Raw genomic sequence first — 14,968 nt, 5'->3', positions numbered from 1 at the left:
AATGTCGCGCCCTGTCGCAAAACGGAAGGTCTCGCACCTTCCTCCGCCACTCGTTCTTGTGCTGATCTACGCAGCCTTCATCGCACTCGGCGCGGTGGCGCTGATGCTACCGTTTTCTACCGCCGCTCCGATCACCTGGTCCGATGCGGTGTTCACGGCAACTTCGGCTGTGACTGTCACGGGTCTTGCTGTGCTCGACACCGGAAGCAATTTCACCATCTTCGGTCAAGCCGTGATCGCTTTTCTAATCCAGCTTGGTGGACTTGGCTTGATGACGTTCGCCGTGCTGATCCTGTCCATGCTCGGGATGCCGGTGGGGTTTACCCATCATCTGTATCTGCGTGAAGATCTGAACCAGACTTCTGCGACCGACCTTCTCGAATTGACCAAAATGATCCTCCGTGTCGTCCTGCTCTGTGAATTGATCGGCGCGGCTCTGCTCGCGTTGGTCTTCATTCCTGAGTTCGGCTGGCGTATGGGGATTTGGCACTCACTCTTTCACTCGATCTCTGCCTTCAACAATGCCGGCTTTGCTCTCTTTCCCGACAGTTTGAGCCAATGGGTGGGCAATCCAGTGATCAATATCGTGGTCCCCGTGCTCTTTATCTTCGGAGGTCTCGGCTTCACGGTTGCCACTGATATCTGGCGAACCCGGAAATGGCATCGTTTCGCACTGCATACCAAGCTGATGCTTGTGGGAACCGCATCACTCCTCATCTGGTCCACAACGGCCTTTGCGGTGATGGAATGGAATAATCCTGCCACATTGGGGCAACTCGATTGGGCGCCCCGTCTTTGGGCCAGTTGGTTTCAAGCCGCCTCGACACGCACAGCAGGTTTCAATACGGTTGATATCGGCAGTCTGACCGATGGCACGACCCTCATGTTCATGACGCTGATGGTCATCGGCGCAGGCAGCACCTCGACGGGGGGCGGCATAAAGGTCACGACATTTATCGTACTGCTTCTTGCAACCTATGCTTTTTTCAAACGACACCAGCATCTTGACGTTTTCCGGCGCAGACTGGGCGCCGATCAGGTGATGAAGGTCCTTGCCCTCGCAATGGTGAGTGTCCTGCTGATCCTTTTTGCCCTTTTCGTCATGCTCGTCTTTCATGAGGGCGAATTTCTCGATGTTGCCTTTGAGACCGTCTCGGCATTTGGGACCGTCGGGCTGTCGCGTGGGGTGACCGGTGACCTCGACACAACCGGCCGCATTGTCATCATGTTCATCATGTTTGTTGGACGCGTGGGGCCTCTGACGCTGGGTTTCCTGCTTGCGACGCGTAAACCAAAGCGGATTTCCTATCCGTCTGGTACGGTCTATCTGGGATGAGCGACTTTGGAGACCGTGCCAGAAATCATTTGTACGCGGCAGCCCGGTACTACATTGGGGCCAAACGCGCCGCATGTTGAGGAAAATCATCCACGCGCAGCAGCCCCGAGGATCAAAGATCACGAAGCCATTTCCGCGTCCGAAATGGATGTCAGACGACACCTAGTTTGGCACCTCAAGGTGACGCAAGCCATTGTTTTTCGCGACTCACAGGATGGCGTTCGATATCAATCCAGCGTTTTTCGACGCTTGGTTTGGCGGCTGTCAGAGAATTGAGGCGGAAGGCTACAGCTAGAATGCGCCAGCCACATCCTTTGCCTTTACCAAACTGCGGCCTTCACAGATGACAGTGCCATCGGGGCCACTGCAGCTGGCCCAAAGGTCTACGAGGTGTTTTTCAGGCCGTAGGCGTATGATTTCGACCTTAGCCACAAGCGGCCCGGCAAGCGGTGCGTCAGTTTTGAAACTCAGCTCTTGCTTGAGGTAGTTGGTGCCTGCACCCGGCAACTCCACACCCAGCAGGTAGGAAAAGAGCGCCGCGATCAGCGGCTCGGGCACATGATCGGAGCTACCAGCGCCGCTCAGCGCGGCATAGGCCGCCAGGTCGTCCTTGCTGTAGCTGCGTGTGATCTGCGCCGTCTGTCCAACCATCAACATGTCACCACCGCCTCCCCCGTAAGGCATTCGGCACCGTCCTGCGCGCGGGTGACCTGCATCCGCAGGTGCCCTGGGGCATCCTCCTTGATGTTCAGGATCAACTCCTCACCCGTGAAGGCCGGGTTCGGGAACATCAGCGTCTGGCTGACCTGAGCCAGTCCCGCGTCATGCCGTTTCAACATCCCACTGAGCTTTGCGTAAAGAAGCATGCCGTGGCTGACCGTGCGTCCGAAGGTGGTTTCGGCGCAGAAAGCCGGGTCGACATGGATCGCGTTGTCATCCCCCGACACGGCGGCGAAGGCGTCGAAATCCGCCTGCGTCGGCGACCACCGCTCTTGCAAATCAATCATTCTCGAGACCCTCATGCAGCTTGGGTTTGCATATCTTGCCCGCCGCCGTGCGCGGAAAATCCGCGACGATCCGCACATGCGCGGGCACCTTGTATCCGGCCAGCCGTTCCCGGCACCAGGGCCGCAGCGTGGTCGGATCGAGGCTCTGGCCGGGCCTCAGCATGACGAAGGCCGCGCCGACCTCCCCCCATTTCTGGTCCGCCACGCCCACGATCGCCACTTCAAGGATGGCAGGGTGTTGGTTCAGCACGCGCTCGACCTCGGCGGGGTAAATATTTTCGCCGCCAGAGATGAACATGTCCTTGATGCGATCAACGATGAAGTAGTAGCCATCCGCATCCCGTCGCGCGACGTCCCCCGTCGCCAGCCAGCCGTCCGAGGTGAAGGTCTTGCGCGTGGCCTCGGGGTTGCCGAAGTAGCCCGGCGTGATGCCCGGCCCGCGCAGCTGCAACTCGCCCACACCCTCGGCCCCGTCGGGGACACCGGCCAAGCGCACCTCCACCAGGCTTTGCGGCTTCCCGACAGAGCCGATTTTCCGATCGGCTTGGACCGGGTCCATCAGGAAGACGGTCGGACCGGTCTCCGTCATGCCCATGCCGTTCAGGACCTTGGCACCCTTCTCCGCGAAAAAGCGGATCAGCGGCTCCGACAGTGGTGCCCCGCCACAGCCGCAACGGATCGACGCCCAGTCCATCGCACCGATATCCGCCATCAGCGAGAGCTCCTGATAGATCGCGGGCACGCCAAAAAACTGGTTGATCTGCCCCGATGCCAGCAGGTGCCGCACCACACCGACCTCGAACTTCGGCAGGATGGTGGAGCTGCCGCCGCTCAGGAAGATCGGCAGCGTATAAAGATTGATGCCGGCGGTGTGGAAGAGCGGCAGGTAGCAGACCGCCCGGTCGGTGGAGGCGATGTTGATGGCCTGCCCGATATTGACCGTATTGACCCAAGCCATGCGCGCGGTCTGGATCACAGATTTCGGCAGCCCTGTGGTGCCGGAGGTGAAGAGCAGATACCAGGGCCGCTCTGACGGGACAGGTGCCGTCAGCGCTGGGCCGCCCACCTCGATCCATCTGGCGAGGTCCTCTTCCAGTGTCAGAACCGATACGCCGAGCGCCTCGGCTGTGTCGCGAGCCGTGGCGACGAAGGCCGCATCAGTCAGCATCAGCGACACGCCCACCGGCGCGAGGGTCTGCGCCAGCTCTCTCACCGGCTGGCGCCAGTTCAGCGGGCAGAGAATGATACCGGTCTTCTGACAGGCGAAGAGCGTGATAAAGAACTCCGCCCGGTTTTGGCAAAGGATGGCAACGCGATCGCCCTCGGCCAAGCCGCGTGCCAAGAACCCGTCGGCAACCGCATTGGCTGCTTCGTTGATCCGGGCAAAGCTCCAGTCGCGGCCCGTCGTGGTGTCGTGAAAGGCAAGGGCTTCGGGTGTCAACTCCGCCCGTTTCGCAGCCATATCCGGAATCAGATCAAACATCGCAATCATCCACTCGGTTGAAGAAACTGTTTCATGCGCGACAGAGTCGCCTGTCGCCCGATCAGGTCGAGAAAGGCCGAGGTTTCCGCATCCAGCCCGGCGCGCAGGGCTGCCCGTCGAGGGGCGTTCCAGAGGATCGCCTTGGTCGCCAGCGCAGAGCCCGTCTCGATCGCGCCCAGCAGGGCCAGCGCCCGGGTCTCGGGCGCCTCATCCACGGCCTGCACCAACCCCAGGCGCAGCAGTTCCTCTACCTCGTGCCGGTGGTTGGCCATCAGCCAGCCCCGCGCCTGTGCGGTGCCAATCAGCTCCGGCAGGACAACAGTCCAGCCACCATCAGGCGCGAAACCCATGGTGCCGTAATAGGGTTGCACAAAGGCGCCGGGTGCCGCCACGGTGAGATCGGAGCCAAAGAGCAGGCCCGCCGAGCCGCCGGTCGCAGCGCCGCACAGGGCGGTCGCGATGACCACGGGCATGGCGATCATGCGGGCAATCAGGTCCTGCAGGACCGGCACCACCGCCCGGGCGTAGTCCTCTGCGCGGCCCTCTTGTACCGCCTCTAAGAACCTGCCCACGTCGCCGCCGGTGGAAAAATTTCGTCCGCCGCAGATCAGCGCCTTCTGCGCGCCGGAGCGTTCCAGTGCATCGAACGCAGCATGCAGCGCCGCCAGCAAGCCCGGTTCCAGTGCATTGGCGCGCGGGGCCGTCATGGTGATCCGAAAGCAGGCCTCCCCACCGGGAAGGTCAAGGATTTCGCAGGAAATCAGATCGGTCATGGTGCCAGCCCCTTGCAGATGAAGGCATGCGTCTCCGTCACCACGCGTTCGATATCGACCTCCTCTTCCCAGAGCACGAAACGCTCGCCCAGGGCCTTGGCAATGCCCATCAGCGCCCAGGCGCGCACCTCGGCGTCACCGGCCGAGATCTCGCCCCGGCGCTCGGCCTTCTCCAGTTGCTCGGCGTAGACCTTACCGAAGGCCATGTAGTAGTCGCGGTAAGCGTCGGGATCGACGAAACGGGCCTCCTCGACGATGCGGTATTGCATTGGACGGTCGCGCACGACGGTCAGATAGGCCTCCAGACCGGCGCGCTCCGCTTCCAGCCGGTTGGCCGCACCCGCAATGCGTTCCGCTGCCTGCGACCGGGTGGCGCGCCCCATGTCCTGCACCAGCTCGCGGAACAGCACGTCCTTACCGGAGAAATAGATGTAGAAGGTCCCCAACGCGGTCCCCGCCGCACGGGTGATGTCGGCGATGGAGGCGGCGTTGAACCCTTTTTCCCCGATCACTTGCTCGGCGGCGGCGAGAATCTTGGCGCGCCGCTCGATGCCGCGTTTTGTCTTGGGTCTGGCCCCTGTCTGTCTGGTCATGGGGTGTTGCCCTCCTGCTCTTGGACCATTTGTGCCAGCCCCTCCCGTGCCACGAAGCACCGGAGGGCATCGCTGAAGGCCTCGGGCTCTTCTAGGTGCGGCGAATGGCCGGAGTGGTCAAAGCGTGCGACCCGCGCCCGCCCCGCCTGTGCCGCGATCCAATGCGCCACCTTCTGGCTGTAAAGGCGGCTCCGGGCGCCAGTGCAAACGAGATAAGGGATGTTGATCCCGGCCATCGTTCGGCGCTCGTCCATGGCGGTCAAATCGTCCCAGAGCGCGCGCAGGCGTTCGGGGTCCTGCGCCAGAAGCAGGTCCCGGATCGTCTCGCGGCTGACCGTCGGCTCGCTGTCGCGCGCGTACATGTTGCAGGCAATGCGCTCGGCCATGACGGACCAGCGCGGCACGATCTTCTCGGAGGTCGTCAGGATCGCCGCGGAGCTCTGGCCGATCAGCCCCAGATCCCAGTTCGCGTCCGGCAGCATGCGTGGGCTCATGTCGATGGTGACCAGCCCGCGCACCCCACCGGTGCCGTACCGGGACAGGTGGCGCCAGGCGACCGCTGCCCCCATGGACCAGCCGACCAGGAGCGGCCGATCGAGCCGCTCGATCCACTGCCGGGCTACCGCCGCACAATTGTCGAGGCTGGGCTCTGCCGCGGCCCGGCTGCCATGGCCCGGCAGGTCGGGCGCATGGCAATCGAAGTCCGTGCCCAGCCGCCCGGCAATATCGTCAAAGAGCGCGCCATTCATGGCCCAGCCATGCAGGAAGAGAACCGGAACCGTCACGATGCACGGCGCTCGCGCAGCCGGCCCACGATGCCCGTAGGGAAGAAATAGACGCTGAGAATGAACAGCACTCCCAGCCACATCAACCAGCGGTCCGGGTTCAGCAAATCAGGCACCAGTGGCAGGGCCGAGGTGGCCTCAGAGGCACTTCCCATCAGATTCTGCAGATAGGTCTGCGCTAGGATGAACAGCGTCGCCCCGATCACCGCACCGTACATGGTGCCCATCCCGCCGATCACCACCATCAACAGGATGTCCAGCATGATCTCGAAGCTCAGCGTGGTGTCCGGCCCGACATAGCGCAGCCAGATCGCAAAGAGGCTCCCGGCCAGGGCAGCAACCGCTGCCGAGAGGCAGGTGGCCATGGTGCGATACCAGATCACCCGGTACCCGATGGCCTCGGCGCGGAAGTCGTTCTCGCGGATCGCCTGCAGCACCCGCCCGAAAGGTGAGTTCACGATGCGCAGCAGCAGTAGGAACAGGATCAGCGCAGCGGTGAACACCAGATAGTAGTTCAGAATTTTGCCGCTGATCTGCGTGCCCATGAATTCGCCCATCCGGTTGGCCGAGGTCAGGGCGCGCGGAATCTTGTAGGTCAGCCCGTCCTCGCCACCGGTCAGACCGGAGAACTGCGAGACCAGCACCGCCAGAGCCGAGGCCACAGCCAAGGTGATCATCGCGAAAAAGATCGCCCGCACCCGCAGGCTGAAGAGCCCGATCAGCAGCGCCAGGATGATCGCAGCCACGGTGCCGGACACGGAGCCAACCAGCAGCGCATCAAAGCCGCGCCCCATATGCGACGACGCCAGTGCCACCCCGTAGGCGCCGAGACCGAAGAACATGGTATGGGCAAAGCTGACGATGCCGCCATAGCCCAACAACAGATCGTAGCTCGCCGCCAGAACGATGAAGATGCAGATCCGCGCCGCCGTGTCCAGCGCGCGCACGCCGTCAAAAAGGAAGGGCGCGCCAGCCAGACAGACCAGGGTCACCAGAAGCAGCAGGGTCAGGAGGACAGAGCGCGGCTGATCCCCGGAAAGAAGTTTAACGATCATCTCATTTTGCCTTCACGACAGGCAGCATGCCTTGCGGCCGCCACATCAGGATTGTGGTCATCAGCGCGATGTTCGACACCAGCGCCAGTTTCGGTTCCAGAAAGGCAACGTAGTTCTGGAGCAGCCCCACCAGCAGCGCGCCGATGAAGGCCCCCTCGACAGAGCCCAGCCCACCGATGATTGCCACGATGAAGACCAGAACCATCATCTCCTCGCCCATCCCGGCGGTGATCACCTCCTGGTAGAGCCCCCACATCACGCCACCCAGACCCGCCAGGGCCGAGCCTGCGATGAACACGCCGACGAAGACAATGCGCAGGCGGTACCCCAGCGCCTCAACCATGGGGCCGTTCTCGACCCCGGCGCGGACAATCAGGCCGATCTTGGTGCGGCGGAGAACCATGCGCATCGCGATGAAGAGCACAAGGCCGATCCCCACCGCCAGCAGGCGGTATTTCTCCATCGCCGCCCCGGCGAAAGTCACCGCTCCTTTCAGCATTTCCGGACGGTTGATGAAGATCTCATCCGGCCCCCAGATCACATAGATCAGCTGCTCAATGACGATCAGCCCGCCGACCGTCACCAGAATCTGCTTGAGATGGGCACCGTAGACCGGCTTCACGATGACCCTCTCGAAGCCCCAGCCGAGAGCACCAGTCACGGCCATGGCCGCCACCACGGCCAGCAGGATCGCCGCCATGTTCAGCAGGAGAGAGGCGGCACCGGTCCAGTCGCCCAAGGCGATCAGCACAGACACGCCGACGAAAGCACCGACAGAGATGAAGGCGCCATGGCCAAAGTTGATCACGTCCATGAGGCCGAAGACCAGCGTCAGGCCGGAGGCCATGATGAAGATCATCATGCCCATTGCCAGGCCGGACACCGTCAACGTCAGCCAGGACGAGGGCGCACCGATGGCAACGAAGCCGAGCACGATCAGGATCGGAACAAGTATGACCGGCATGGCCTTGCCCAGCCGGTCGGTGAGGCTGAGATTGGCGAAGGTCGGCTTGTGGTCAGGGGCAAGGGTCATGTCAGTGCGTCTCCATGCTCAAACCCATCAGGCGCTCCTGCAGGTCCTTGTTTGCGGCAAGTTCTGCCATTTCGCCGGTCCAGATCACCCGACCGTCGTCCATGACCGCGGCACTGTCGCCCAAGGCACGGGCGACCGAGAAATTCTGTTCCACCAACAGGATGGAGGCACCCTGCGCCTTCAGCTCCCGCAGCGCCTGGGCCATGGTCGAGACGATGGCGGGAGCAAGTCCCTTGGTCGGCTCGTCGATCAGGTAGAGCTTGCGCTCTTCTACCATGGCACGCGCGATGGACAGCATCTGCTTCTGGCCGCCGGAGAGGTTGCCCGCCTCGCTGTGCCAGAAGGTGCCTAGGGCCGGAAAGGCGCTCAACAGCCAGTCCTTGCGCGCGGGGTCGAGCGGCCCTGTGGTGCAGCCCAGCACCATGTTCTCCTCAACCGTCAGGTCGCGGAAAATGCCCATGTCCTCCGGCACGAAACCGATTCCAGCGCGGGCGCGCGCCGAGACGGGCAGCCGGGTTATGTCCTGACCATCATAGAGGATCTGGCCGGACTTGGCGCTCCACTGCCCCATAATCGATTTCAGCGTCGTGGTCTTGCCCACGCCGTTGCGCCCCAGCAGCATGGTCACCTGGCCGCGCGGCACCTCGAGGTCAACGCCCTGGAGGATGTGATATTGCGCGATGTCGGTGTGCAACCCGCGCAGTGAAAGGATCGGCTCAGACATGGTCCAGCTCCTTGCCCAGATAGGCCTCCTGCACCACGGCGGAGGCCATGACCTCGGCAGGCGGTCCATCGGCGGCCAGCGCCCCGTTGTGCAGGACGATGATGCGGTCGGCGAGGCTGCGGATCACGTCGAGCTTGTGCTCGACCAGCAATACCGTGCGCGCGCGGTCCGCCTTGATTTCCGCGATGAGGTCAAGGATCACCGGCGCCTCGTCCACGCTCATCCCGGCGGTCGGTTCGTCGAACATGTAGACCATCGGGTCGAGGCCGATCAGCAGGGCAACCTCCAGCTTACGCTGGTCCCCGTGTGACAGCTCCGAGACAAGCTGGCCCTTTTGGATGTCCAGCCGTACCCGCTCCAGGATCGCCATAGCGGCAACGGTCAGCTCCTGGTGGCTATCGGCCATAGAGAACAGGCCGAACCCCTTGTGCTGCTTGGACTGGATGACCAGGCGCACGTTCTCCAGCACGCTCAGACTGGGAAACAGGTTGGTCAATTGGAAGGCACGGCCAAGCCCGCGGCGACAACGGTCCGCCACGCCAAGCCGGGTGATGTCCTCGCCCAGCAGTTTCACGCGCCCCGAACTGGCGGGGATCTGCCCCGAGATCAGGTTGAAATAGGTGGTCTTGCCCGCGCCGTTCGGGCCAACGATGGCGGTCAACTCGCCCGCGCGGAAGCTGGACGACACCGCGTCGACAGCCACATGGCCACCGAAACGCACGGTCAGTGCATCGGTCTCAAGAAGTGTCTGGGTCATGGGTCTCTTTTCCTTGTACCCCGAGCCGCCGCATCGGCCGCCCGGGGTGGCACAAGTGAAGGGCACGCGTCGCGTGTTACTGGTTGCGGACCGGGATATTCATTTCATCCATACCGATCTCACGCACGAGAACCGGCACACCATAGTCCTTGCCGTCCTGGATCTCGGTCCGGAAGTGATACATGGACTGCATCGCCTGGTGGTCCTCGACGCGGAACTGCATCGGGCCCTTCGGCGTCTCCCAGGTCATCCCCTCCATGGCCTCGATCAGCGCATCGGTATCCTCGGCACCACCGGCCCGCTTGATCGCTTCAACGATCGCCAACCCCGCCGCCATACCACCGGCGGTGAAGAAGTCCGGCGGGCTGTCGAAGCGCTCGAAATGGGTCTTCACCAGCCATTCGTTGATCGGGTTCTGCGGAATCTCGTAGTAGTAGTAGGTTGCGCCCTCCATGCCTGGGATTTCCTTGTGGGCTTTCAGCGCCGCAAGGATGTTACCGCCGCTGGCGATCTCAATGCCAAATCGCTCAGGCTCCATGGCATTGATCTTGCCCATGGGATTGCCGCCCCCGGCCCAGATGATGAAGAGCTTCTTCTCCCCTTCCAAGTCGGCCATGTTGGTGAAGATACGCTCCGCCGCCGCAGTGAAATCCGTGGTATCGGTGGGCACGTATTCCTCGTGGGCGATGGTGGCGCCGGTCTCTTCCAGCGCCTCGCGGAAGGCCGCGACCCCGTCACGACCGAAGGCATAATCCTGCGCCAGCGTCGCCACGACCACCCCCTCGCCACCTAGAGCGACCGCGTTGGAAATCGCGTCCTGCGAGGAGTTGCGACCGGTACGGAAGATATAGGGATTCCAGTTCTCGCCGGTGATCGAATCCGCCACCGCGGGCTCGACGATCAGCACACGCTCGTATTCTTCGGCCACCGGCAGCATGGCCAACGCCACGCCCGAGCTGACCGGACCCACGGCGATATGTGCATCGTCGTCGCCATAGGCCTCTTCGAGCAGCGCGCGCCCGATATCCGGCTTCAGCTGGGTGTCCTTCTCGATCAAGACGATCTTCTCGCCGTTGATCTCCATGGTGCCGTTGGTGGCATATTCCAGCCCCAACATCAGACCATTGTGCGACTGGGCGGCATAGGCCTCCAGCGAACCGGTTTTGCCATAGACATGGGCAATCCGGATTTCGGCAAAGGCTGTCGATGACATCAACACACCAGTAGCCGTCAACGCAAACAAGCGCAGCATTAGGGTCTCCTCCCTGATTTCTCCTCTAACTAATATGAAACATGAATCATGATTCATGTCAATCTCGCACCTCCAGCAGGTAAAGACCGTGTGCTGTGTTGCTCATGTGACCGACCGTATTTGAAGCATCGGCCTGTGAAACCGCACAAAGCTCTGTGATGTCGACGGGCCGAACATCAACCCGACATTCACGCTGTTTCGTGAGCCGCGCCAATTGTTATGAACGTGGCCGAAGAATTGTAGGGATTGGGGGGGTGCGTGGTTCCAAGTGATCATCGGGTATCCCGAAGCCGAGTCCCGCCTGAGCGATGTCGCACTCAACTGGATGGTGGAAGACCTGATAGAATGTGTGCCGTCAATCCAGATCAACGAAAACGTCCTGAGCCGCGCATCTGACCCTCTGGGTTTGCAAGACTGCGAGGATGCGAAGAGGCATTGTCAAAAACGCCAAACCTACTGTCGTTTTTCAATTGATGTCGAACAACACATGGTTTGGCACTTGGATGCTATGCAAGCCATTGTTTATTGCAATTCATAGTTCCGGGGACGACAATAAATCGGCGATTTTCGACACTTAGTTTGGCGTCTGTCGGAAGGACTGAAGCAGGATTTTTATGAGTGTTCAGTGATCTCCGCCGAACATGAAAAAACCGTCGCCCACAAGGCGACGGCGCAAACGGCGACGTAAATTCAGAGAGTTATGAGGGGGTGGGCTCGGGCATCCGGCCTGGATCGAACAACCTCTCCGGCTGCGGTGTCCGCGGGTAAAGTTTGCTGAGGCGGCAATCCAAATCCAATGGAAATATGCCTACTTTTTCCAACTTGCGGGCAACATGCATCGCTTGCGTATGTCCGTCCGCTGCCATCATGCCAAGCGTGGCATAACTGTTGAGAAATTCCTCTAGCGCCTCGCGGCTGATTAGGGTGACTGGACGCCGATATCGGTGATGCTTCACCGTTTTCGCTGGCAGCCAACCTTGACGAATGAGCCACGCGACCGTCGAGGAGTTGATGCGTAGCAAGCGCTTGGCTTCGACACGTGTAATCCCTGATGGAGCCGGAACTTCAAGCTGATCCCGCAGATCATCCAGACTCACGAACAGGCCATCCAGCTTTGGAATTGCGTCCAGCCTGCTCAGCGTGGCAAGCTTGCCATCACAAGCCAAGCGCATCACCGTTTCGAAACGACATTTCGCATGGCCTCCGATGCTGATTAGGCTGGCGTATCCCGAAGGCAGATGATCCATAAACGCGGCTTGACCAACCAGCGGCTCGACCAGCAGTTTCAGGTCATCCGGATGGTAGATCGGATTGAGCCTGGGAAGATCAAACCGAAGACCAATCAAACCCACGCTGACCAAGCGGTTCAGCATTTCTCCCCGGATCCCTAGGTAGCCCGCAGATCGTTTCGGCGACAAACAGGAGGCATAGTTCGCGATCTGGGCATCATGCACCTCAGCCGAAAACTCTATGCATTCTGCCTGATCCGTTGTGCCCAGTCCCAAACCTACGGCAATGCGGCACATCCTTGAATAATTCAGCCATGCGCCGATGCAGCAGACGCGAGATTGTGTACGCGTCGCTCGGGACATGTTCGACCGAAGAGAACGTCCCCCTTGCCGTATGGGTAATTTTGGAACGCAAATTCCCTGAGTTGGTCGATGAAACTGGCGAACCGTGGGGAACCATGATCCATCCGTTCTATCCGCCTTGCCAAAGCGCCAAAATCGGCTTGGAAACCGGGTGTCGGACTGCTGGACGCAGCCTTGATTCTCCCAAACGACGCCGTAAGAGCATCCGGCCCACCAGCGATTGCCTGGTACCCAGCCTCTGCAGCGCGCGCCAGTTCGGCGCGGCTCAGTTTCGACGGATACATCGGCGCGTCGAGTCGATCTGCAGGGGTCTGCCGATCGCGCCGTCGATATATTATCACCGATCGGCGTGCCAAGCCGATCCTGCCAAAGCTTCGGCCCGGCATCAACGGGATACGGAGCTGCGCCCCGAGATCAAGCGTGTCTGGGAGCCGCCCATTGATGCCGACATCCCCGATCCGGGTGAAAAGCTGATAGGTGAACTCGAACACAGCCCCATCCGGCGATTGCACCCGTAGAACTTCGCTCTCGCTTGTTGGGGCAGCGTCGCTGCGTTCTGCGTAGACGGCCAGAACATCGTCCAGAGGATCGCCCGGTTGCAGGCCGAGGATTTCGTATGGGTACGGACGCGGCTCTGGAGTGAGCGTTTCGGTCAAGAAAACGAATTGCGTCATGCTGGCTCATCCGCTCCGAGTTGACGGTCCAGTGCTTGCCGCACCAATCCCACGACATATGGCAGGTCGTCGTGGTCCGTCAGCTTGACCTCGATATTTCCGTTGCGCAAAGCGTTCTGTGTTTACTGGGCCGAGCAAGGTAAGACTGTGCACCAAATCGCAGCTATGGCGGGTCATGTGACATTGACTGAGGTAGAGCGCTATACTCGCGCTGCCGACCGAGAGCAGATTGTCAGACTCATCATACAGGGCGCGTAATCTGGGACACACGAACCCAAAAAATGGGACCCAAATTCGCAACCAACTGAATAAAAATGAAAAAATCAATGAACGTGGAAAAATGGCGACCCCGGCAGGATTCGAACCTGCAACCTGCCCCTTAGGAGGGGGCTGCTCTATCCAGTTGAGCCACGGGACCACACGACTAGGTGTGTAGCGGGTGAGGGGTCTGTGGCACAAGAGCGAAGCTCGGGTTTTGTCGAGGATGATCGGCTGGAGTTATGGCCTGTAGTGGTGCGAATGTCTTGCTGGGAACATGAAAAAAGGGGGAAGCGAATTTGGCCCACCACTCCCCCCTTTGAAATCCGAAACAGCACTGACAGTTAGAGAGCATGCAGGGCAATTCGGATGTGTTTTGCCAAATTTTCGTGACACTTCAGCAGAAGTATCACTGTGTTGGGCAAATCTGTTAGCGTTAACATATACATGTTGCAACGCGTGGACAAGGGCGATTTATATTGTAGAGTGGTGGAAATTTAAAATTTTACAGGAGGCTAAGATTATGTCGCAGGGTTCAGGGAAAACACCTTCCAAGAGACCGCTGACGTTGCGCGACGTGTCAGAAGCTTCCGGGGTTTCCGAGATGACCGTCAGCCGGGTTTTGCGCAACCGCGGCGATGTGTCGGAAGCCACACGCAGCAAAGTATTGGAGGCTGCACGCGCGCTTGGCTATGTGCCCAATAAAATCGCCGGCGCTTTGGCGTCTTCCCGCGTGAACCTCGTGGCTGTGATCATCCCGTCGATGTCAAACATGGTGTTTCCCGAGGTGATGACCGGCATTTCACAGATCTTGGATGACACCGAATTGCAGCCGGTTGTGGGCGTGACGAATTACAAACCCGAACGCGAAGAGACGGTGCTGTATCAGATGCTGTCTTGGCGGCCTTCGGGCGTGATCATCGCAGGGCTTGAACACACCGAAGCGGCGAAAGCAATGATGGGGGCCGCTGGCATCCCGATTGTCGAGATCATGGACACGGATGGCGAACCGATTGATTCCGCCGTGGGCATTTCGCACCGCCGCGCGGGCCGCAAAATGGCGCAGGCGATCATTGATGCCGGGTACAAACGGATCGGCTTTCTGGGGACCAAAATGCCGCTCGATCACCGGGCGCGCAAACGGTTTGAAGGGTTCACCGAAATCTTGGCGAAAGCCGGGTTGGAAATTGCCGATAGCGAGTTTTATTCTGGCGGCTCGGCCTTGGCCAAAGGCCGCGAAATGACCGAGGCGATGTTGCAGCGCAACCAAGAAGAGCCTTTGGATTTCCTCTATTATTCCAATGACATGATTGGCGCAGGCGGGCTTTTGTATTGCCTCGACAACGGCATTGATGTGCCGGGCGAGATTGGGCTGGCGGGCTTTAATGGCATTGAGTTCCTCGATGGTTTGCCGCGCAAACTGGCGACGATGGATGCGTGCCGTGTTGAGGTCGGGCGTGCGGCGGCGGAAATTATCGCCAAACGTGTCGAAAATCCCGATGCACCGGGCGGCGAAATCATCACGCTTGAGCCCTCTCTTGAGTTTGGCGACACGTTGAAACGCAAGAAAAAGCCGCTTTAAACCCGTAAGCGCCACATCATCCAGACTGGAAATGAGGCTCCGAAAGCCGTATGGAGCATCAGAC

14 protein-coding genes, 1 tRNA gene and 1 pseudogene are annotated in these 14,968 nt (G+C 60.4%); 3 read left to right on the top strand and 13 right to left on the bottom strand.

The features are described 5' to 3' along the window. Position 1 precedes the first annotated feature (1 nt). Positions 2–1,336, top strand: a complete 1,335-nt coding sequence (locus tag B30_RS02890) for a TrkH family potassium uptake protein (RefSeq protein WP_009570506.1) — start codon at positions 2–4, stop codon at positions 1,334–1,336. 291 nt (positions 1,337–1,627) lie between these two features. On the opposite strand, the gene B30_RS02885 is transcribed toward B30_RS02890, so the two are convergent. The 12 genes from B30_RS02885 to B30_RS02825 form a co-directional block, all read right to left on the bottom strand. Continuing rightward, positions 1,628–2,020: a phosphate acetyltransferase gene (locus tag B30_RS02885; protein WP_226946397.1), complete on the bottom strand. Its 393-nt coding sequence runs from the start codon at positions 2,018–2,020 to the stop codon at positions 1,628–1,630. Further along, the gene (locus tag B30_RS02880) at positions 1,987–2,343 is read right to left on the bottom strand and encodes a MaoC family dehydratase (protein ID WP_009570504.1); all 357 of its coding nucleotides are present in this window, start codon (positions 2,341–2,343) and stop codon (positions 1,987–1,989) included. The genes B30_RS02885 and B30_RS02880 overlap by 34 nt, the downstream gene beginning before the upstream one ends. Then, on the bottom strand, positions 2,336–3,826 hold the full coding sequence (locus B30_RS02875) for an AMP-binding protein (protein ID WP_009570503.1): 1,491 nt from the start codon (positions 3,824–3,826) through the stop codon (positions 2,336–2,338). Before B30_RS02875 ends, B30_RS02880 begins: the two co-directional genes overlap by 8 nt. A gap of 5 nt (positions 3,827–3,831) precedes the next feature. Then, positions 3,832–4,599, bottom strand: a complete 768-nt coding sequence (locus B30_RS02870; RefSeq protein ID WP_009570502.1) for an enoyl-CoA hydratase/isomerase family protein — start codon at positions 4,597–4,599, stop codon at positions 3,832–3,834. Then, positions 4,596–5,192 (bottom strand): TetR/AcrR family transcriptional regulator, encoded by a 597-nt coding sequence (locus B30_RS02865; protein ID WP_009570501.1) that lies wholly within the window; start codon positions 5,190–5,192, stop codon positions 4,596–4,598. The genes B30_RS02870 and B30_RS02865 overlap by 4 nt, the downstream gene beginning before the upstream one ends. Then, positions 5,189–5,977, bottom strand: a complete 789-nt coding sequence (locus B30_RS02860) for an alpha/beta fold hydrolase (RefSeq protein ID WP_269771036.1) — start codon at positions 5,975–5,977, stop codon at positions 5,189–5,191. The genes B30_RS02865 and B30_RS02860 overlap by 4 nt, the downstream gene beginning before the upstream one ends. After that, on the bottom strand, positions 5,974–7,032 hold the full coding sequence (locus B30_RS02855; protein WP_009570499.1) for a branched-chain amino acid ABC transporter permease: 1,059 nt from the start codon (positions 7,030–7,032) through the stop codon (positions 5,974–5,976). Before B30_RS02855 ends, B30_RS02860 begins: the two co-directional genes overlap by 4 nt. 1 nt (position 7,033) lies before the next feature. Next, positions 7,034–8,065 (bottom strand): branched-chain amino acid ABC transporter permease, encoded by a 1,032-nt coding sequence (locus tag B30_RS02850; RefSeq protein ID WP_009570498.1) that lies wholly within the window; start codon positions 8,063–8,065, stop codon positions 7,034–7,036. Between the two features lies 1 nt (position 8,066). After that, positions 8,067–8,789 carry an ABC transporter ATP-binding protein gene (locus B30_RS02845; RefSeq protein WP_009570497.1) on the bottom strand — a complete coding sequence of 241 codons (723 nt, stop codon included), beginning with the start codon at positions 8,787–8,789 and terminating at the stop codon, positions 8,067–8,069. Continuing rightward, positions 8,782–9,546, bottom strand: a complete 765-nt coding sequence (locus B30_RS02840) for an ABC transporter ATP-binding protein (RefSeq protein ID WP_009570496.1) — start codon at positions 9,544–9,546, stop codon at positions 8,782–8,784. Before B30_RS02840 ends, B30_RS02845 begins: the two co-directional genes overlap by 8 nt. Before the next feature lie 76 nt (positions 9,547–9,622). Then, positions 9,623–10,798, bottom strand: a complete 1,176-nt coding sequence (locus B30_RS02835) for a substrate-binding domain-containing protein (RefSeq protein WP_009570495.1) — start codon at positions 10,796–10,798, stop codon at positions 9,623–9,625. A gap of 698 nt (positions 10,799–11,496) precedes the next feature. Beyond that, on the bottom strand, positions 11,497–12,171 hold the full coding sequence (locus tag B30_RS02825; RefSeq protein WP_152003496.1) for a helix-turn-helix domain-containing protein: 675 nt from the start codon (positions 12,169–12,171) through the stop codon (positions 11,497–11,499). A gap of 503 nt (positions 12,172–12,674) precedes the next feature. Here B30_RS02825 and B30_RS21995 point away from each other — a divergent pair. Beyond that, positions 12,675–12,821 (top strand): annotated as a pseudogene (locus tag B30_RS21995) (IS3 family transposase); the annotation flags it as partial. 584 nt (positions 12,822–13,405) lie between these two features. On the opposite strand, the gene B30_RS02815 reads toward B30_RS21995, so the two are convergent. Continuing rightward, positions 13,406–13,482, bottom strand: a tRNA-Arg gene (locus B30_RS02815). 363 nt (positions 13,483–13,845) lie between these two features. Between B30_RS02815 and B30_RS02810 the strand changes: the two genes are divergently transcribed. After that, positions 13,846–14,904: a LacI family DNA-binding transcriptional regulator gene (locus B30_RS02810; protein ID WP_009570491.1), complete on the top strand. Its 1,059-nt coding sequence runs from the start codon at positions 13,846–13,848 to the stop codon at positions 14,902–14,904. The last annotated feature ends 64 nt before the right edge of the window (positions 14,905–14,968 follow it).

The organism is Celeribacter baekdonensis B30 (assembly GCF_000299875.1).
Taxonomy (GTDB): domain Bacteria; phylum Pseudomonadota; class Alphaproteobacteria; order Rhodobacterales; family Rhodobacteraceae; genus Celeribacter; species Celeribacter baekdonensis_A.
Note: the sequence above shows the minus strand (reverse complement) of the source record. Positions and strands in the feature narration are given on the sequence as shown.